The sequence below is a fragment of the Sphingopyxis sp. LC81 genome, assembly GCF_000756375.1.
Taxonomy (GTDB): Bacteria; Pseudomonadota; Alphaproteobacteria; order Sphingomonadales; family Sphingomonadaceae; genus Sphingopyxis.
The window spans coordinates 33,191-50,048 of record NZ_JNFD01000026.1 but is presented as its reverse complement, the minus strand read 5'-3'; the positions used below and the strand labels follow the sequence as shown (position 1 = coordinate 50,048).

Annotated in this window: 22 protein-coding genes; 11 read left to right on the top strand and 11 right to left on the bottom strand. The window is 66.1% G+C overall.

Going from position 1 to position 16,858, the window contains the following annotated elements; all coding sequences use genetic code 11:
• Position 1 precedes the first annotated feature (1 nt).
• The 3 genes from FG91_RS13420 to FG91_RS13410 are packed head-to-tail and all read right to left on the bottom strand — an operon-like array spanning position 2 to position 1,407.
• Positions 2–466, bottom strand: coding sequence for a RidA family protein (locus FG91_RS13420; RefSeq protein ID WP_037515706.1), 465 nt, complete (start codon positions 464–466; stop codon positions 2–4).
• A gap of 15 nt (positions 467–481) precedes the next feature.
• The gene (locus FG91_RS13415) at positions 482–1,123 is read right to left on the bottom strand and encodes an HAD family hydrolase (protein ID WP_037515705.1); all 642 of its coding nucleotides are present in this window, start codon (positions 1,121–1,123) and stop codon (positions 482–484) included.
• The gene (locus FG91_RS13410) at positions 1,120–1,407 is read right to left on the bottom strand and encodes a DUF3572 domain-containing protein (protein WP_037515704.1); all 288 of its coding nucleotides are present in this window, start codon (positions 1,405–1,407) and stop codon (positions 1,120–1,122) included. Before FG91_RS13410 ends, FG91_RS13415 begins: the two co-directional genes overlap by 4 nt.
• Before the next feature lie 53 nt (positions 1,408–1,460).
• Here FG91_RS13410 and FG91_RS13405 point away from each other — a divergent pair, with 53 nt between their 5' ends.
• Together FG91_RS13405 and FG91_RS13400 are read left to right on the top strand one after the other, a co-directional pair.
• Entirely contained in the window at positions 1,461–1,823 is a 363-nt protein-coding gene (locus FG91_RS13405; RefSeq protein ID WP_037515703.1) for a response regulator, read from the top strand.
• A gap of 161 nt (positions 1,824–1,984) precedes the next feature.
• Complete coding sequence (locus tag FG91_RS13400) at positions 1,985–2,320, top strand: glycine zipper 2TM domain-containing protein (protein ID WP_037515849.1); 336 nt, start codon at positions 1,985–1,987, stop codon at positions 2,318–2,320.
• Positions 2,321–2,345: 25 nt separating this feature from the next.
• On the opposite strand, the gene FG91_RS22060 is transcribed toward FG91_RS13400, so the two are convergent.
• Positions 2,346–2,507 carry a hypothetical protein gene (locus FG91_RS22060; protein ID WP_161785662.1) on the bottom strand — a complete coding sequence of 54 codons (162 nt, stop codon included), beginning with the start codon at positions 2,505–2,507 and terminating at the stop codon, positions 2,346–2,348.
• A gap of 145 nt (positions 2,508–2,652) precedes the next feature.
• Here FG91_RS22060 and FG91_RS13395 point away from each other — a divergent pair, with 145 nt between their 5' ends.
• Entirely contained in the window at positions 2,653–3,126 is a 474-nt protein-coding gene (locus tag FG91_RS13395) for an Lrp/AsnC family transcriptional regulator (protein WP_235212036.1), read from the top strand.
• A gap of 331 nt (positions 3,127–3,457) precedes the next feature.
• Here FG91_RS13395 and rpmG read toward each other — a convergent pair whose 3' ends face one another.
• The 5 genes from rpmG to FG91_RS13370 all read right to left on the bottom strand — a co-directional run bounded on the left by rpmG (position 3,458) and on the right by FG91_RS13370 (position 7,929).
• Entirely contained in the window at positions 3,458–3,625 is a 168-nt protein-coding gene (gene rpmG / locus FG91_RS13390; protein WP_037515700.1) for a 50S ribosomal protein L33, read from the bottom strand.
• Between the two features lie 218 nt (positions 3,626–3,843).
• Positions 3,844–4,572: an energy transducer TonB gene (locus FG91_RS13385; RefSeq protein WP_037515698.1), complete on the bottom strand. Its 729-nt coding sequence runs from the start codon at positions 4,570–4,572 to the stop codon at positions 3,844–3,846.
• Positions 4,573–4,716: 144 nt separating this feature from the next.
• Positions 4,717–6,027: a glutamate--tRNA ligase gene (locus FG91_RS13380; RefSeq protein WP_037515696.1), complete on the bottom strand. Its 1,311-nt coding sequence runs from the start codon at positions 6,025–6,027 to the stop codon at positions 4,717–4,719.
• Positions 6,028–6,060: 33 nt separating this feature from the next.
• Positions 6,061–6,264: a hypothetical protein gene (locus FG91_RS13375; protein ID WP_037515694.1), complete on the bottom strand. Its 204-nt coding sequence runs from the start codon at positions 6,262–6,264 to the stop codon at positions 6,061–6,063.
• 6 nt (positions 6,265–6,270) lie between these two features.
• The gene (locus tag FG91_RS13370; protein ID WP_037515692.1) at positions 6,271–7,929 is read right to left on the bottom strand and encodes an NAD+ synthase; all 1,659 of its coding nucleotides are present in this window, start codon (positions 7,927–7,929) and stop codon (positions 6,271–6,273) included.
• A 137-nt stretch (positions 7,930–8,066) separates the two neighbouring features.
• Here FG91_RS13370 and FG91_RS13365 point away from each other — a divergent pair, with 137 nt between their 5' ends.
• Complete coding sequence (locus tag FG91_RS13365; RefSeq protein ID WP_037515690.1) at positions 8,067–9,002, top strand: ribose-phosphate pyrophosphokinase; 936 nt, start codon at positions 8,067–8,069, stop codon at positions 9,000–9,002.
• A gap of 5 nt (positions 9,003–9,007) precedes the next feature.
• On the opposite strand, the gene FG91_RS21055 is transcribed toward FG91_RS13365, so the two are convergent.
• Positions 9,008–9,550, bottom strand: coding sequence for a TetR/AcrR family transcriptional regulator (locus FG91_RS21055; protein WP_052187582.1), 543 nt, complete (start codon positions 9,548–9,550; stop codon positions 9,008–9,010).
• A gap of 116 nt (positions 9,551–9,666) precedes the next feature.
• Here FG91_RS21055 and hisN point away from each other — a divergent pair, with 116 nt between their 5' ends.
• The 4 genes from hisN to rplT all read left to right on the top strand — a co-directional run bounded on the left by hisN (position 9,667) and on the right by rplT (position 11,518).
• Positions 9,667–10,449 (top strand): histidinol-phosphatase, encoded by a 783-nt coding sequence (gene hisN / locus FG91_RS13355; RefSeq protein ID WP_037515688.1) that lies wholly within the window; start codon positions 9,667–9,669, stop codon positions 10,447–10,449.
• Between the two features lie 18 nt (positions 10,450–10,467).
• Positions 10,468–10,818 (top strand): GFA family protein, encoded by a 351-nt coding sequence (locus FG91_RS13350; RefSeq protein ID WP_037515686.1) that lies wholly within the window; start codon positions 10,468–10,470, stop codon positions 10,816–10,818.
• A 117-nt stretch (positions 10,819–10,935) separates the two neighbouring features.
• Complete coding sequence (rpmI, locus tag FG91_RS13345; RefSeq protein ID WP_037515684.1) at positions 10,936–11,139, top strand: 50S ribosomal protein L35; 204 nt, start codon at positions 10,936–10,938, stop codon at positions 11,137–11,139.
• A 13-nt stretch (positions 11,140–11,152) separates the two neighbouring features.
• Complete coding sequence (gene rplT, locus FG91_RS13340) at positions 11,153–11,518, top strand: 50S ribosomal protein L20 (RefSeq protein ID WP_037515683.1); 366 nt, start codon at positions 11,153–11,155, stop codon at positions 11,516–11,518.
• Positions 11,519–11,607: 89 nt separating this feature from the next.
• Here the strand turns inward: rplT and FG91_RS13335 are convergent, their stop codons facing one another.
• Complete coding sequence (locus FG91_RS13335) at positions 11,608–11,847, bottom strand: hypothetical protein (protein WP_052187581.1); 240 nt, start codon at positions 11,845–11,847, stop codon at positions 11,608–11,610.
• Positions 11,848–12,292: 445 nt separating this feature from the next.
• On the opposite strand from FG91_RS13335, the gene FG91_RS13330 reads away from it, so the two are divergent.
• The 3 genes from FG91_RS13330 (at position 12,293) to pheT (ending at position 16,842) form a co-directional block, all read left to right on the top strand.
• Positions 12,293–13,195: a helix-turn-helix domain-containing protein gene (locus FG91_RS13330; protein ID WP_081940586.1), complete on the top strand. Its 903-nt coding sequence runs from the start codon at positions 12,293–12,295 to the stop codon at positions 13,193–13,195.
• 144 nt (positions 13,196–13,339) lie between these two features.
• Positions 13,340–14,458: a phenylalanine--tRNA ligase subunit alpha gene (pheS, locus tag FG91_RS13325; RefSeq protein ID WP_037515841.1), complete on the top strand. Its 1,119-nt coding sequence runs from the start codon at positions 13,340–13,342 to the stop codon at positions 14,456–14,458.
• On the top strand, positions 14,455–16,842 hold the full coding sequence (gene pheT, locus FG91_RS13320) for a phenylalanine--tRNA ligase subunit beta (RefSeq protein WP_037515682.1): 2,388 nt from the start codon (positions 14,455–14,457) through the stop codon (positions 16,840–16,842). Before pheS ends, pheT begins: the two co-directional genes overlap by 4 nt.
• Positions 16,843–16,858 lie beyond the last annotated feature (16 nt).

The following is a 16,858-nucleotide window of genomic DNA, read 5'->3' as shown; positions in this document are numbered from 1 at the left end:
CTTAGGCGGGCTTCACCGCGACGATCGCGTCGGCCTCGACCGCCGCACCGAGCGGCAGCACCGCGACGCCGACCGCGGCACGCGCGTGGCGGCCCGCTTCGCCGAACAATGTTTCGAACAGCTCCGACGCGCCATTGGCGACCTTCGCCTGATCGGTGAAGCCGGGGGTGCTGTTGACGAACACGCCGAGCTTGACGACGCGTTCGACGCGCGACCAGTCGCCGCCGAGCGCCTGCCCGATCTGCGCGACGAGCATCAGTGCGACGCGCTGCGCGGCATCCTGCCCGCCCGCGACGTCGACATCCTCGCCAAGGCGGCCGGTGACGACCTGCCCATCGCGGAACGGCAACTGGCCGCTGACATAGAGCAGGCCGCCATGCTCGACGACGGGGACATAAGCGGCGACCGGCGCGGCGGGCTTGGGGAGTTCGAGGCCGAGTTCGGCGATTTTGGCGGCGATATCCATGATCTGTCCTTGTTCTTAAACCGGTTCGGGGGCCGGGGCGGGGATGTTTTCGGCGAGGCGCGCCAGGATCCAGTCGCGCGCCGTCGTCCAGTCGTCGATTCGCGCATGCGCGTGCTTTGCGGGCGCGATCTTGCCGGCGATCGCGGGCTCGCCGACGAGGTGGAGCCGCCACACGTCGGGCGCTTCCTGCGCGACTGACATATGATGGCCGGCGAGATCGTCGATGAACACCGCGACCGAAGGCTGATACTCCTCGATCAGGCGGCGCACCGGTTCGCCCTTGCCGCCGCGGCTGCCGATCACCGGCGCGTGGAAATCGTGGAGCGCGAGCTGCTCAACGCGCGCCTGCTGATGTTCGGGGCCGACGTTGGTGAGCACGACGATATCGGCCTCGGCACCGATCGCCGCCATCGCCGCCAAGGCACCCGGAATCGGATATTGCCGCGTCATTTCCCGGCGGAAAAAGCCGTCGAGCAAGGGCCACACCTCGGCCGCCTCGAGCGGCGTGCCGCATTCCTTGCGCTTCAAGGCGTTCGCGAAGCTCGCGTCCTCGATTCGGAAGATCACGCCATGTTCGGCGTCGACCCATTCGGCGAAGGGCACGACCATGTGCATCAGCACCTCGTCGCAATCGGTGATGACGAGCGGGCGGTTCATGCGGTGGTTCCTTCAAGTCTTTGCGCCGCGGCGGCGATGCTGGCGGGCGGCACCTGCAACGCATCGGCGCAGGCGACAAGGTCGTTTTCGTGGCCCGTCAGGAACGACAGGATCGCCGCGAGCGTCGCCTGCTCACCGAGCGAGGCGCGCAGTTCATCGGGCGCAAGCCCGGTCAGGCCGAGCAGCCGTTCGGCGCGCGGTTCGTCGCTCAAAATCCAGCCGAGCGCCTGAAGCGCCAGCGCGGCATCGCCATCGTGCAAGTCGCGTGTCCCTAATTGTGTCATGCCGCCGATTCGCCTAAACGGGCCGCGTACGCAAGGTGGGGAACATAAGTAACATGGGCAAGACCATCCTGGTCGTCGAAGATAATGAGCTCAACCTGCGTCTCTTCTGCGACCTGCTCAACGCCCATGGCTATAGCGCGCATCCGGTGCGCGACGGACGCGATGCGCTGGCAAAGGCGCGCGAGGTTTCGCCCGACCTGATCATCATGGACATCCAGTTGCCGCATGTCAGCGGGCTCGACCTGATCGGCCAGATGAAGGCCGACCTGACCCTGCGCGCGGTGCCGATCATGGCGGTCACCGCCTATGCGGGGAAGGGCGACGAGGAGCAGATCAAGGCTGCGGGCGCCGAAGCCTATGTGTCCAAACCGATTTCGGTGATCAAGTTCATCGAAAGCGTCGGGGCGTTCGCCTAGTTTTTGTGATCGCGCCGCCCCAATTGCGACGGGCCGCCCAAAATCGTCGGCGAGTCGCTGGCGCGCGCTCCGGCTGCACGATCGGGTTCAGCCACCGGCCAGCTTTCCTTTCCTAATCCTGATCGCGGGGGTTCAGGATGGAAGGACATGAGATGTTTTTGATGAAGAGGCTGGCCTTGACGGCGTTGATCGGCGCGACGACGCTGGCCGCCATGCCGACCGAAGCCGAGGCGCGCAGCCGCCACCATCGGCACGGGCATTACGACCGCGACCATGATCGCTGGCAGGATCGCCGCGAATATCGGCGTCACCGCGAAGGCCGATATTATCGGAACTGCCGCACCAGCGGCACGACGGGACTGATCGTCGGCGGCGCCGCCGGCGCCCTGCTGGGCCGCGAAATCGATAGCCGGGGCGACCGCGCCACGGGCACGATCCTCGGTGCCGCCGGCGGCGCGCTGCTCGGCCGCGAGATCGACCGCAAGCGTCGCTGCTGACCGCGGCGGGGGAAGGAAGGGACCGTCAGGCGGCGCAGGCGTCGCGGGCGGTCCGTTCCGAAAGCCGCGGTGCGGCGGTGCGTAGCCACGGCGCCGAATAATGGATGGCGACGGCGGCTTCCGAGGCCGTGACGGCGGCGGTCCAGGCGCGGGCGATCCAGCGCGTTTCGGGGGTGTTACGGGTCATCTTATGTCTCCTTCACCCGGAACCGCGGAAGATGGGGAGGGGCGGCCCGGACGAATCATTTCTACCTTAGCAAATGCGACGATCGGCGCCGAAATTGATCGTGCGTGCGACTAATTTTCGCGCTACTGTTTAATTCATGCGAAAAATGATCGACCTCGACGATTTCGACCGTCGGCTGCTCGCACTGGTGCGGCACGACAATCTCCAGCCCGCGCGAATCCTCGCCGACAAGGTCGGCCTTTCGCTATCGGCAGTGCTCCGCCGCCTCCGCCGGATGCGCGAGGAGAAGGTGATCGTCGCCGATATCGCGGTGGTCAATCCAGCGCTGACCGGATCGGCGCTCACCATGCATATCCTCGTCCGGATGCAACAGGCGGGGCCGCAGACTATGGATGCCTTCGCGCGCGAGATCGCTCGCCACCCCGAAATCACGGGGGCATGGGACGTGACCGGCGACGATGATTTCCTGCTGAAAGTGCAGATCGGCTCGATGGAGGAATATGACGTCTTCACGCGCCGCGCGCTGGGCGAGGACAAGGGCGTGCATTCGTTCAAGACGATGATCACGATTCGGCACATCATCGAAAATGATATCGCGCGCCGGCCGCTGCGCGATTGATGAGGTGGACTATGGCCTGACGGGGGCGCGGCCGTTAGCGACCGATTGCGGACATAATCTCCCCTCCCGCTTGCGGGAGGGGTCGGGGGTGGGCCAGCAACGTTGCGATCAGCCCACCCCGCTGCGGCTAACAAACAAGTTCGTAAGCCTCGCTACCCCTCCCGCAAGCGGGAGCAGATGCCCGTGTGCCGCTCGAACGGCAGCCTCCCACCCCAAAGCCGCCATTCTCCGGGCACGAAAAAGGGCGGCACGCGGCCGCCCTTCTGGATCCCCGCTTTCGCCGGGATGACGCATTTCCGTCCCACGCGCTTTCAGCGCATGGGGAAATGCATCACTTGATCTTGGCTTCCTTGAACTCGACGTGCTTGCGGACACGCGGGTCGTACTTACGCACCGACATCTTCTCGGTCATCGTGCGCGGGTTCTTTTTCGTGACATAGAAAAAGCCCGTGTCGGCGGTGCTCACCAGCTTGATCTTGACGGTCGTCGGCTTGGCCATGGCCCTGTTCCTCGAATTAACTGCACATCCACCGGAGGTCCGAGGGATGCGGCGGGACTAGGGCCCCGACGTTGGTGTGAAAAACATGAAAGGGCCGCGCGACGCCGCGCCGCCCCTCAATATCCGGGCGCCTTTGGCGGGATTCGGCCTTTCTGTCAAGCGAAAGGAAGGGCGGGCGGCACATCGGCCGCCCGTCCGGGAGGGGTGGGATTGTGGCCCTAGGCGTTCTTGATCTCGAAACGGACGCGCATTTCCTTCCAGCTTTCTTCGGCCACCCCGCCGCGCGTCGCAGCCTTGAAGCGCCACTTCGTCAGCGCGCGCCGTTTCGTCGCCTCGAAAAACGCCGGATCGTCGGTGCTGACCAGCTCGACCGCTTTCACCCGCCCGTCGGTGCCGATCAGCACGCGGACGACCGCGACGCCCTCGATCCCCTCGCGCTGGGCGCGTGCCGGATAGTCAGGCTGGAAAAGATCCGCATAGCGCTGGTCGAGCTGCGCGAGCACCAACTTCGGCATGGGCGGGTCCGGCACCACGGTCGGCCCCGGGTCGTTCCATATGACGTCGGGGACGCTCGGTCCGGTTTCGACGACATTGTCGTTCGTCGTGGTGTAAACCGTGGGCGCGACCGTCTCGGTTGCAGACGTCGTCTTCGGCCAGGTGTCGACGTGGGTCTTTTCTATCGGGGGCGGCGGATCGATCGGTTTCTCGAGCTCGATCAACGTCCCGGTCATCGGTTTGGTCTTCGGCGCCATTTCGATCATCATCGGCGACAATGCGACCGCGACGACGAGCGCGACGGGCAGCCCGACGGCGAACAGCGCGGCGACGGGGTGGTGGCGGGCATCGCTGCCATAGCTGTTGCGCGGCAGCGGCACCGCCGCCCCGGCCGGCGCGGTGGTCGCTTCGGGCGCGGCCATAATGGCTGAAATCAAGGGTATCAGGGTCATGGCATCTCTCCTTGCCTCTATGACCCGGCCCTGCCGCGTTCCGACCGTTGCTGTCGGCCAGGTCAGATCAACGTGATATTATAACATCACGTTGCATGTCAAGTGGATCGGTAAGCAAGCTTTCACACGATGCCGTGGGGAGACCTAGACGGCGGAAAGCCGCGCTACCGCCTGACCCTTGTCGATCAGCGGCAGCAGTTCGGCCATGTCGGGGCCATGATCGCGGGCGGTGAGCGCGCGGCGCAGCGGCAGGAAGAGCGCGCGGCCCTTTGCCCCCGTCGCCTCCTTCACCGCGCCGGTGAGCGCGTGCCAGGGGTCGGCGCCCCAATCGATCGCGGGTGCGGCCTGTGCCGCCGCGGCGAGCACCGGCCGGTCGGCCGCTTCGGCGGGTGGCGGGGTGAAGGGGCCGTCGAACACGGGCACCCACTCGGCCGCCTCGGCCACCGTCATCACATTGGGCCGAATCGCATTCCAGCGCGCTTCGGTGATCGCGGCGGGCAGGCGGTCCGCGATCGCCGCATGGTCGGTGTGGTGCAAGATCTTCTGGTTGAGCAGCGCGAGCTCGGCCTCGTCGAAGCGCGCGGGGGCGCGGCCGAAGCGCGCGAAGTCGATGCTTTCGACCAGCGGGGCAACCTGCGTCACCGGCTCGACCGGATCGCTTGTCCCGAGCCGCGCGAGCAAGGCGACGAGCGCGATCGGCTCGATCCCCGCCTCGCGTAGGCTCGCCATACCGAGCGAGCCCAGCCGCTTCGACAATTTGCCCTCGGTCCCGACGAGCAGCGCTTCATGCGCAAAGGCGGGCGGCGCGGCGCCGAGCGCGGCGAACATCTGGACCTGCGACGCGGTGTTCGAGACATGGTCCTCACCGCGTACGACCTGCGTGATCCCCATCGCGATATCGTCGATCACGCTCGGCAGCAGATAGAGCCAGCTGCCGTCGGCGCGGCGCACCACCGGATCGGACATCGTCTTCGGTTCGAAATGCTGCGGTCCGCGGACCATGTCGGTCCACTCGATCGCCGCGTCATGGTCGAGCCGGAAGCGCCAGTGCGGCGCGACGCCCTCGGGGACCGGCGCATCGGCCGGTTTGCGCTCGTAAACCGGCGGCAGCCCGCGCGAGAGCAATATCTTGCGGCGGATATCGAGCTCTTCGGGCGTCTCGTAACAGGCATAGACGCGCCCCGCCGCCTTCAGCTTTTCGAATTCGGCTTCATAAAGCGCGAAGCGCGCCGACTGGCGCTCCTCGCCGTCGATATCGAACCCAAGCCACGCGAGGTCGGCGCGAATCGCGTCGACATATTCCTCTTTCGAGCGTTCGAGGTCGGTGTCGTCGATGCGCAGCAGGAAACGGCCGCCATGCTTGCGCGCCCACAGCCAATTGTGGAGCGCGGTGCGGACGTTGCCGACATGCAGGGTGCCGGTCGGCGAAGGGGCGAAACGGGTAACGACGGTCATGGGCCGCGCCTATAACCGCATATTCGGCCGCCGTCAGTCGTCTTCCGCGATCTTGCGGTTCTGGACGATGTGCGCGGCCCAGCGCAGCGCCATGCCGACCACCGAAAGCACCGACCCCGCGATGATCGCCCCGATCAGCGCGCGATTCTCACCGGGCGCGGGCCACGCGACCCACGCGAGCAAGACGACGCTGACGATCGACAGCGCATAACCGATCCCGGTGAGCCAGTTCGCCACGGCGCGCTACGCCGTCCGGAAACCGTGGGTGATCGGATAGCGCCGGTCGCGCCCGAAATTGCGCGTCGACAGCTTCACCCCCGGCGGCGCCTGGCGGCGCTTATACTCGGCGAGCATCAGCAGCCGTTCGATCCGCACCACCGCGTCGCGGTCAAAGCCATAGCGCTCGACGACATCGTCGACGCTCGCCTCTTCCTCGACCAGCATATGGAGCATGCGGTCGAGGTCGACATAGGGCGGCAGGCTGTCCTCGTCCTTCTGGTCGGGGCGCAGCTCAGCGCTCGGCGGCTTTGTGATAATGGTGTCGGGCATCACCGGGGTCACCGGGTTGCGCGACAGGCGCGGGACATTTTCGTTGCGCCATTTCGCCACCGCGAACACCGTCATTTTATACGCGTCCTTCAGCGGATTATAGCCGCCCGCCATGTCGCCATAGATCGTCGCATAGCCGACGCTCATCTCGCTCTTGTTGCCCGTCGTCAGCAGCATCGGGCCGAATTTGTTGCTGAGCGCCATCAGGGTGACGCCGCGGATGCGCGACTGGACATTTTCCTCGGTGATATCGACGTCCTTGTCGGCGAAGCTGCCCGCAAGCATCGCGTCGAACGCCTCGACCGCGGGCACAATCGAAATCGTGTCGAGCTTGCACCCGATCATCGCCGCGCAGCCCGCGGCATCGTCGAGACTGGTCTGGCTCGTGAAGCGGCTCGGCATCATCACACACCACACCTTGTCGGGACCGAGCGCGTCGGCGGCGATCGCGGCGCAGATCGCCGAATCGATCCCCCCCGACAGCCCGAGCACGACGCCGGGGAAGCGGTTGCGCTCGACATAGTCGCGCAAGGAAATGATCATCGCGCTGTAGATATCGGCGGGATGCGATTCCCATTCGGCGATCGCGCCGGCTTCGCACGTCCAGCCATCCGCGCCCTTGGTCCAGTGCGTCACGCGCTCCTCGGGCTCCCAGTCGGTCAGCCGGTGCGCCGTCGTCCCGTCGCTGTTCAGCACGAACGAGCAGCCGTCGAACACGATCTCATCCTGCCCGCCGACGCGGTTGAGGAAAATGACCGGCAGCTTTGTGTCGGTGACGCGGCTGGCGAACACCTGCGTCAGGCGCCGCTCGTCCTTGTCGATTTCATAGGGGCTGCCGTTGACCGAGATCAGCAGCTCGGCGCCCTGCCTCGCCAGATGCTGGCAAACCTTCGGCAACCACCCATCCTCGCAGATCGGCAGGCCCAGCTTCACGCCGCGCCATTCGACGATATCGGGGAGCGGCCCGGGAACGAACACGCGCTTCTCGTCGAACGTCCCGTAATTGGGGAGTTCGTGCTTCCTACGCGTCGCGACGATCCGGCCGCCGTCGAGCAGCGCGACGATATTATAGAGGCTGTCGCCTTCCCGCTCGACCGAGCCGACGAGCATCGCCGGACCGCCATCGGCGGTATCGGCAGCAAGCTCGGTGAGCAGCGTCGCGGCGCGTTCGGCCAGCGCGGGCTTCAGCACCAGATCCTCGGGCGGATAGCCGATCAGCTGCAGCTCGGGATAGAGGATCAGGTCGGCGTCCGGGTGCCGCCCGCGCACGTCGCGCATCGCCGCAGCATTGGCGGCGAGGTCGCCCACGACCTGCGTCATTTGCGAAAGAAGGATGGAGAGCTTTTGTGTCATGTCGGTGGTTTAGGCCGACGCACGCCGATTTCAACTGCGGCGCGCGCAGCGGATCGGGCTTTAACCCCTTCCCCTATCGCCCCTCGCTGGCTAAGGGGGCGCGCAATCCCACTCCGCGCGAAAGGGCTTCGCAGCGCATGAAACTCATCTCCGGCAACAGCAACCTCCCCCTCGCCCGCGCGATCGCGGACTATCTGGAACTGCCGCTGACCGACACCAGCGTACGCCGCTTCGCCGACGAAGAGGTCTTCGTCGAAATCCACGAGAATGTCCGCGGCCAGGATGTCTTCGTCGTCCAGCCGACGAATTTCCCCGCGAACGACAATCTGATGGAATTGCTGATCATCAACGACGCGCTGCGCCGCGCCTCGGCAAAGCGCATCACCGCGGTCGTCCCCTATTTCGGTTACGCCCGCCAGGACCGCAAACCCGGCCCGCGCACGCCGATCTCGGCGAAGCTCGTCGCGAATCTGATCACCACCTCGGGGGCCGACCGCGTGCTTGCGATCGACCTGCACGCCGGTCAGATTCAGGGCTTCTTCGATATCCCGACCGATAACCTGTACGCCGCGCCGGTGATGAGCGCGGACATCCAGGCGCGCTTCGCGGGCAAGAATCTGATGGTCGTGTCGCCCGACGTCGGCGGCGTGGTCCGCGCGCGCGCGCTCGCCAAGCGGCTCGACAACGCCCCGCTGGCGATCGTCGACAAGCGCCGTGAGCGCGCCGGCGAATCGGAAGTGATGAACATTATCGGCGACGTGAAGGGCCGCTTCTGCATCCTGATCGACGATATCGTCGATTCGGCGGGCACGCTCTGCAACGCCGCCGCCGCGCTGAAGGCCGCGGGCGCCGAGGGCGTCGTTGCCTATTGTACGCACGGCGTGCTGTCGGGCGGCGCGGTCGCGCGCGTCGATGCGAGCGAGCTCACCGAGCTGGTGATCACCGATTCGATCCAGCCGACCGACGCGGTGAACGACAGCAGCAAGGTTCGCGCGCTCACCGTCGCGCCGCTGCTCGGCGAAGCGATCAAGCGCATCGCCGACGAATCGAGCGTCTCCTCGCTTTTCGACTGATCGCGTCAGCGCGCGACGAGCGCGCCGACGATATGATCGAGCTGCCGCCGGAAGGTCGCATGATCGGGCACGGCATGGACGAGGCCGCGCGCGGTCCAGCATAAAGCCTGCGCCATGCTGCCCGCACGCGAGACCGCCGAGCCCGGGCCGCTGAACCGGATCGCTTCGGCCATCGCGGCGACGAGCCGGCGCTCGGCCGCCCGAACCGCTTCGGGCGGATCGCGCTGGAGTGTGGCGACAATCTCGGCGCCATGCGGCGACGCATGGAGTACGTCCATATGCCGGCCGACCCATGCGTCGAGCGCATCGGTCAAACGTTCGGCGAGCGTCTTTGCGGGCTGGTCGATGCTGGCAAGCGCCGCGGCCAGCGAGCTGTCGATCAGGCGTTTCGTCGCCCAGCCGATGAATGCTCCCTTCGATCCATGCCGGTTATAGAGCGCTTGCCGCGACACACCGAGCGCCAGCGCAACATCCTCCATCGATGTCTTGCGCAGGCCATAGCGCGCGAAGGTCGCGACAATCGGATCGAGAGGAAAATCGCCCGGCATGATCGTGATTTTACAGTTTATACGTATATTGTAAAATTGATAAAATCGAGGCCTCGGCTGGTGCAATAGGTTTGCATGGACTGGCGGCCGGAGCCCCGCTGGGCTAGCGCAGGGCCATGTCGATCACATCAGACCTTACCCTCGCCAATCGTCTCGCCGACGCCGCCGGCGAAGCGATCCGTCCGCTCTTTCGTTCAAACTGGACGCACGAGGCCAAGGCCGACGCCTCGCCTGTGACCGAGGCCGACCGCGCCGCCGAGGCCGCGATGCGCCGCCTGCTCGATGCCGAGGCGCCGCGCGACGGGATCATCGGCGAGGAATATGGCGCCGAGCGTCCCGACGCCTCGCGCCAATGGGTGCTCGACCCGATCGACGGCACCGTCAGCTTCATGGCGGGACGCCCGATCTTCGGCACGCTGATCGCATTGCTCCAGGACGGCTGGCCGATCCTCGGCATCATCGACCAGCCGATCGCGGGCGAGCGCTGGGTCGGCGCGCTCGGACAGCCGACCTTGTTCAACGGGACGCCCGCGCGCACGCGCCCCTGCCGCGAGCTGGCCGATGCGGTGCTCGCGACGACCGGCCCGCAATATTTCGCCGACCATGACGCCGAACATTTCATGGCGCTCGCGGCGAAGACGTCGCACAAGCGCATGGTCTTCGGCGGCGACTGCTACAATTATGGCCTGCTCGCGAGCGGGCATATCGATCTGGTGGTCGAGGCGGGGCTCAAGCTCCATGATTTCGCCGCGCTCGCCCCCATTGTCGAAGGCGCGGGCGGGACGATGTGCGACTGGAACGGCGACCCGCTGAGCGCCGACAGTATGGGGCATGTCATCGCGCTCGGTGACCCCGCGCGGCTCGAGGATGTGATCGAAGGACTCGCCTGCCATCATTAAACGGAAGAGGAGCGAACAATGGCTTTTGAAGGAAGCTGCCACTGCGGCGCGGTGACCTATACGGTCGAGGGCGATATTCCGGGTACGGCGATGAGCTGCAACTGCTCGCATTGCCGGCGCAAGGGCTTCCTGCTCGCCTTCGTGCCCATCGACCAGTTCCGGCTCGAGAGCGGCGCCGACAAGCTCGCGAGCTACAAGTTCAACAAACATAATATCGACCATCAATTCTGCACCGATTGCGGGTGCCAGGGCTTTTCGGTCGGCACGGGTCCCGATGGATCGAAGATGGCGGCGGTGAACCTGCGCTGCGTCCCCGACGCCGACCTCGAAGCGCTCAATATCCAGAAGGTCGACGGCGCGAGTTTTTAGCCCCCGAATCGCTTGCATTTCCGGGCGAATCCCCCTAAGCGCCCCGCTTCCGATTGTGTCGGCTGGCTGAAAGGGCTGCCAGGCCGATACGCAAACGGACTTCCAAAGGAGACCAAAATGCCCAAAATGAAGACCAAGAGCGGTGTGAAGAAACGCTTCAAATTCACCGCTTCGGGCAAGGTGAAGCACGGCGTTGTCGGCAAGCGTCACCGCCTGAGCAGCCACAATGCAAAATATATCCGCACCAACCGCGGCACCAGCGTGCTCAGCGATTCGGATGTGGCCCATGTGCGCCTCTGGGCGCCCTACGGCCTGAAGTAAGGAGCGCTAAGGCATGTCACGCATCAAACGCGGCGTCACCACGCGCGCCAAGCACAAACGCGTATTGGAACAGGCGAAGGGCTATTATGGCCGTCGCAAGAACACCATTCGTGTCGCCAAGCAGGCGGTCGAAAAGGCCGGCCAGTACGCCTATCGCGACCGCAAGGTTAAGAAGCGGAATTTCCGCGGTCTGTGGATCCAGCGCATCAACGCCGCGGTCCGCGCCGAAGGCCTGACCTATTCGCAGTTCATGCACGGCGTGAAGCTGGCCGGGATCGAGCTGGACCGCAAGGTCATGGCCGACCTCGCGATGAACGAAGGCAATGTCTTCGGGGCGATCATCGCCCAGGCGAAAGCGGCGCTGCCCAAGGCAGCCTGACGCTTTTCAGCCAAGCGAACGAAATTAGGGCGGTCCCCGTCGGGGCCGCCCTTTTTCTTTGGGATTTTACGGGATCGGGACGCGCGGCACTACTGCGTGCTGTTGCACGCCTGTCCGCTAATCACCGTATAGCGCTCGGCCCGTGCCATGCAGGCATTGCTGAAAGTCTTGCGCTTCCCTCGCTTCACCGCGCAGACCGGCGCATATTCCTGCGTACAGGCGATCGGCCTTTCGGGGCCCGGGCGTTCCGGACGGGGCATGTTTTCCATGCATCCGGTCGTGAGGAAGATGGTGACAAAGCCAATAGCCGGCAGCGCGGAAATTTTCATGGCAACTCCCCTTCAACCCGGCCCCTGCCGGATTTGGGAATGGTGATCCGCAATGCGGCCGGTTGCAAGCCCCGTCGGCTCAACGTGCAAATTCGGGTCGCTGCCCTGAGAAGCGCCTTTCAAAGGAAGAGGCGGCGCCGGACTCTCGCCCCGCACCGCCTCGACAATGGTTCCAGTGGAAACCATCGCCCCCCGCCCGATCCGAATAGCCGTGGGTCGCAGAAAGCTGACGGCCGGAACGAAGCTCGGAAAATCAGTCGTCTGTTTCAGGTCCCCGCCAAGCCCCATCCCCTTGGCGTCACGCGGCGATTCTCCTCACACGCCCCCTTCGGAGCGGACCACGCAACTATGCCGCAGCCGCCGCGTATAAAATTGTAAGAACCCGACAAATATTGACGCCGGGGCATTGTTTTTCATGCACTTCGCCATCTAGGAATGGGACAGCATGCCGCACAGCGACGCATCTCCTCTTTTCCCGGCCGGCGCGCGCGTCGCCACGCGCTTCTTTCCGCTGTCGCCCGCCCTGCGTCCCTATGTCAGCACCATCTATCTGAGCGAAGTCGCCGGAACCGACGGCAGCCGGGTCGAGGATTATCTGCACCCCGAATGGGCGAACCTGCGATTCGTCGAAGGCGACCGGCCGCTCGCGGCGATCGGCGACAGTCCGGTGGTGGAAACGCCCCGCTTTGTCGCCACCGGCCCGACGAGCACCGCAACCTATTTCGCCGCCGGCAATATGCGCGCCTGGGGTATCGGCATCCTGCCGATGGGCTGGGCGAAATTCATTCCCTTGTCCGCCGAAGACTTGGCCGACCGGCTGACCGACGGCAGCGCGGACCCGGCCTTCGCTCCCTTCGCCCCTTTGCTCGGCGCCTTGCAGCACGTGAATGATGTCGACGCCGCGGCGGCGCTGATCGACGCCCATGTCTGCGCCCTCCTCGCCGACGCGCCGCCCGACGATCCGGTGATCCTCGCCGCGCATCGGGCGCTGGTCGACGACGAGGTGACGAGCGTCGCCGACCTGTCGGCGAAACTGTCGCTCTCCGAACGCTCGATCGAGCGATTGTGCCACCGAGCCTTCGGCTTTTCGCCCAAATTGCTGTTGCGCCGCCAGCGCTTCCTGCGCTCGCTCGGCCGATTCATGCTCGACCCGTCGATGGCGTGGATCGATACGATGGACCATCATTATTACGACCAGGCGCAATTCACCCGCGACTTCCAGCGATTCATGGGGATGAGCCCGCGCGACTATGCCGCGCGCCCCAAGCCGATATTGGGCGCCGCGGCGTTTGCGCGCGCCGCCGCCGCCGGCGCCGCGGTGCAGGGCCTGCACAAGCCGGCCGGATAGCCCCGTTTTCCGCCAAGTGACTTGACCCGCGCCGCGCGTTCGGTGCAAGCGGCAGGCGACGGACGCGCGGCTCGCCGCCCTATCCACAGAACCAGAGAAATGCAGGCCGGCAGCGCCAGCGCCGCCGGAACAGGACGAACGATAATGAGCGATATTCAGGCCATTCAGACCCGGCTCGTGGACGAGATAGCGGCGGCCGCCGACCTCGATGCGATCGAGGCGCTGCGCGTGTCGGCGCTCGGCAAGGCCGGGACGATCACGGCGCTGCTCAAGACGCTGGGCGGGATGACCCCCGACGAGCGGCAGGCGAAAGGCCCCGAAATCCACGCGCTGCGCGAAACGGTCACCGCGGCGCTCGGCGCGCGCAAGGCGGCGCTCGATGCCGCGGCGCTCGACGTCAAGCTCGCCGCCGAAGCGATCGACATGTCGCTGCCCGCCGACACGGCGCCGCGCGGCAGCATCCACCCGGTCAGCCAGGTGATGGACGAGCTCGCCGAAATCTTCGCCGACATGGGCTTCTCCGTCGCGACGGGGCCCGAGATCGAGGACGACTGGCGCAACTTCACCGCGCTCAACATTCCCGAGACGCATCCCGCACGCGCGATGCACGACACCTTCTATTTCCCCGACCAGATGCGCGGGGGCGCCGATGCCGGTCCGGGTGAAGGCGGCCGCATGCTGCTGCGCACGCACACCTCGCCCGTGCAGATCCGCACGATGATGTCGCAGGAGCCGCCGATCCGCATCATCGCGCCCGGCCGCGTCTATCGCAGCGACAGCGACGCGACGCACACCCCGATGTTCCATCAGGTCGAAGGCCTCGTCATCGACCGCGGCATCCATATGGGCCACCTCAAATGGACGCTCGAAACCTTTCTCAAAGCCTATTTCGAACGCGACGACATCGTGCTGCGCCTCCGCCCCAGCTATTTTCCCTTCACCGAACCCTCGGCCGAGGTCGATGTCGGTTATAAACAGGAAAAGGGCCGCCGGATCGTCGGCGGCAATGGCGACGACGACGGCCATGCGTGGATGGAACTGCTCGGCAGCGGCATGGTCAACCGCCGCGTGATCGCGAACTGCGGGCTCGACCCCGACGAGTGGCAGGGCTTCGCCTTCGGGGTCGGGGTCGACCGGCTCGCGATGCTCAAATATGGTATGGATGACCTACGCGCCTTCTTCGACGGCGACCTTCGCTGGCTGTCGCATTACGGGTTCGGCGCGCTGTCGGTCCCGACGCTCAGCGGGGGGATTTCGGCATGAAGATCACCCTCGACTGGCTGAAAGAGCATCTCGACACGAGCGCGAACGTCGATGACGTCGTCGCGACGCTCAACCGTATCGGCCATGAGGTCGAAGGCGTCGAGAATCCCGCCGAGAAGCTCGCGGGTTTTCGCGTCGCGAAGGTCCTGACCGCCGAACGTCATCCACAGGCCGACAAGCTGCAGGTGCTGACTGTCGACACCGGCGACGGCGGCGCGCCGCTTACCGTCGTGTGCGGCGCGCCCAATGCGCGCGCGGGCCTGATCGGCGTGCTTGGTCTGCCCGGCGCGGTCGTGCCCGCGAACGGCATGGAGCTGAAGGTCGCGGCGGTGCGCGGCGTCGAATCGAACGGCATGATGTGCTCGACGCGCGAACTCGAGCTTGGCGACGATCATGACGGGATTATCGAACTCCCCGAAGACGCCCCGATCGGTACGCCCTTTGCCGATTACAGCGGCGCGGGCGATCCGGTGATCGACATTTCGATCACCCCGAACCGGCAGGACTGCATGGGCGTGCGCGGGATCGCGCGCGACCTCGCCGCCGCGGGACTCGGCACGCTGAAGTCGCTCGATATCCCGACGATCGTCGGCGAGGGTGCGCCCGCGACCGAAATCGCTACCCTCGACCCCGAGGGCTGCCCCGCATTCTTCGGCCGCACGATCAGCGGCGTCACCAACGGCACCGCCCCCGAATGGATGCGCCGCCGGTTGGAAGCGGTCGGCCAGCGTTCGATCTCGGCGCTCGTCGACATCAGCAATTATGTGATGTTCGACCTCGGGCGCCCGAGTCATATCTATGACCGCGCCCAGCTGACCGGCGCACTCGCCGCGCGCCGTGCGAAAGACGGCGAGACGGTCACCGCATTGAACGGCAAGGACTATAGCCTCACCGACACGATGACGGTGATCGCCGACGATCATGGCGTCCACGATATCGCGGGCATCATGGGCGGCGAACATAGCGGGTGTAGCGAGACGACGACCGACATCCTGATCGAGGTCGCCTATTTCACCCCCGAGCGCATCGCACTCACTGGGCAGGCGCTCGCGCTGACCAGCGACGCGCGCAGCCGCTTCGAGCGCGGGGTCGACCCGGCGTTCCTCGACGACGCGACCGCGATCGTCACCGCGCATGTCCTCGCGATTTGCGGCGGCACCCCCTCGGCCGTGACGCGCGCGGGCACTCCGCCCGCCGAAGTGAAGACGGTCGATTACGACCCCGCGCTGTCGGCGACGCTCGGCGGCATCGCGATCGCCCCCGAACGGCAGAAGGAAATTCTCGCGGCGCTCGGTTTTTCGGTGATCGAACAAGGCGGCCGCTGGCAGGTCGCGGTGCCGAGCTGGCGCCGCGATGTCGACGGCGCGCCCGATATCGTCGAGGAAGTCACGCGCATTATCGGCTTCGACGCCGTGGCATCGGTGCCGCTGCCGCGTACCGACGGCGTCGCAAAGCCGACCGCGACCGCCGAACAGCTGACCGAACGCCGCGCGCGCCGCGCCGCGGCCGCGGCGGGGTTCGACGAAGCGGTGACCTGGTCGTTCATCAGCGAAAAGGATGCGGCGCCATTCGGCGGCGGCACCTGGTCGCTCGCCAATCCGATCAGCGAAGATCTGAAAGTCATGCGCCCGTCGCTGCTCCCCGGCCTGCTCGCCGCGGCGCAGCGCAACCAGAATCGCGGCGCGAACAGCATCCGCCTGTTCGAGATCGGCCGGCGCTATCTGTCCGACGCCGAGCATCCAACGCTCGCCGTGCTGATGGCGGGCGACAAAAACGCGCGCGGCTGGCAGGCGGGCAAGGCGGCGCCGTTCGATGCGTTCGACGCCAAAGCGGCGGCGCTGGCATTGCTCGAGGCCGCGGGCGCGCCCGCCGACCGGTTGCAGGTGATGGAGGCGGTCACGACCGGCAGCATCTGGCATCCCGGCCAGTCGGCGACGCTGCGGCTCGGCCCCAAGGCGGTGCTCGCCGAGTTCGGCGCGCTCCACCCGCTGCTGACGCGCGCCTTCGACGTCGACGGCCCGGTGATGGCGGTGCAGATCTTCCTCGATGCGATCCCGGCGAAGCGCGCGAGCGGCCCGGCACGTGCGGCGTTCACCCCGCCCGCGCTGCAATCGGTGCGCCGCGACTTCGCTTTCCTCGCGCCGATCGGCCTCACCGCCGCCGATCTGGTGCGCGCGGTCCGCGGCGCCGACAAGGCGGCGATCGTCGATGCGCGCCTCTTCGACCGCTTCGCGGGGCAAGGCGTTCCCGAGGGTCAGGTGAGCCTCGCGGTCGAGGTCGAGCTGCAACCGCTGGAGAAGAGCTTTACCGACGCCGAGCTGAAGGCGATCGCCGACAAGGTGGTCGCCGCGGCGGCGAAGGTCGGGGCGCTACTGCGCGGCTGATCGTCGCGTCGGCGAG

Bases quoted from the DNA above. Each gene is read 5' to 3' on its own strand.
- FG91_RS13420 (WP_037515706.1), bottom strand. From the start codon at position 466: ATGGATATCGCCGCCAAAATCGCCGAACTCGGCCTCGAACTCCCCAAG.
- FG91_RS13415 (WP_037515705.1), bottom strand. From the start codon at position 1,123: ATGAACCGCCCGCTCGTCATCACCGATTGCGACGAGGTGCTGATGCAC.
- FG91_RS13410 (WP_037515704.1), bottom strand. From the start codon at position 1,407: ATGACACAATTAGGGACACGCGACTTGCACGATGGCGATGCCGCGCTG.
- FG91_RS13405 (WP_037515703.1), top strand. From the start codon at position 1,461: ATGGGCAAGACCATCCTGGTCGTCGAAGATAATGAGCTCAACCTGCGT.
- FG91_RS13400 (WP_037515849.1), top strand. From the start codon at position 1,985: ATGAAGAGGCTGGCCTTGACGGCGTTGATCGGCGCGACGACGCTGGCC.
- FG91_RS22060 (WP_161785662.1), bottom strand. From the start codon at position 2,507: ATGACCCGTAACACCCCCGAAACGCGCTGGATCGCCCGCGCCTGGACC.
- FG91_RS13395 (WP_235212036.1), top strand. From the start codon at position 2,653: ATGATCGACCTCGACGATTTCGACCGTCGGCTGCTCGCACTGGTGCGG.
- rpmG (WP_037515700.1), bottom strand. From the start codon at position 3,625: ATGGCCAAGCCGACGACCGTCAAGATCAAGCTGGTGAGCACCGCCGAC.
- FG91_RS13385 (WP_037515698.1), bottom strand. From the start codon at position 4,572: ATGACCCTGATACCCTTGATTTCAGCCATTATGGCCGCGCCCGAAGCG.
- FG91_RS13380 (WP_037515696.1), bottom strand. From the start codon at position 6,027: ATGACCGTCGTTACCCGTTTCGCCCCTTCGCCGACCGGCACCCTGCAT.
- FG91_RS13370 (WP_037515692.1), bottom strand. From the start codon at position 7,929: ATGACACAAAAGCTCTCCATCCTTCTTTCGCAAATGACGCAGGTCGTG.
- FG91_RS13365 (WP_037515690.1), top strand. From the start codon at position 8,067: ATGAAACTCATCTCCGGCAACAGCAACCTCCCCCTCGCCCGCGCGATC.
- FG91_RS21055 (WP_052187582.1), bottom strand. From the start codon at position 9,550: ATGCCGGGCGATTTTCCTCTCGATCCGATTGTCGCGACCTTCGCGCGC.
- hisN (WP_037515688.1), top strand. From the start codon at position 9,667: ATGTCGATCACATCAGACCTTACCCTCGCCAATCGTCTCGCCGACGCC.
- FG91_RS13350 (WP_037515686.1), top strand. From the start codon at position 10,468: ATGGCTTTTGAAGGAAGCTGCCACTGCGGCGCGGTGACCTATACGGTC.
- rpmI (WP_037515684.1), top strand. From the start codon at position 10,936: ATGCCCAAAATGAAGACCAAGAGCGGTGTGAAGAAACGCTTCAAATTC.
- rplT (WP_037515683.1), top strand. From the start codon at position 11,153: ATGTCACGCATCAAACGCGGCGTCACCACGCGCGCCAAGCACAAACGC.
- FG91_RS13335 (WP_052187581.1), bottom strand. From the start codon at position 11,847: ATGAAAATTTCCGCGCTGCCGGCTATTGGCTTTGTCACCATCTTCCTC.
- FG91_RS13330 (WP_081940586.1), top strand. From the start codon at position 12,293: ATGCCGCACAGCGACGCATCTCCTCTTTTCCCGGCCGGCGCGCGCGTC.
- pheS (WP_037515841.1), top strand. From the start codon at position 13,340: ATGAGCGATATTCAGGCCATTCAGACCCGGCTCGTGGACGAGATAGCG.
- pheT (WP_037515682.1), top strand. From the start codon at position 14,455: ATGAAGATCACCCTCGACTGGCTGAAAGAGCATCTCGACACGAGCGCG.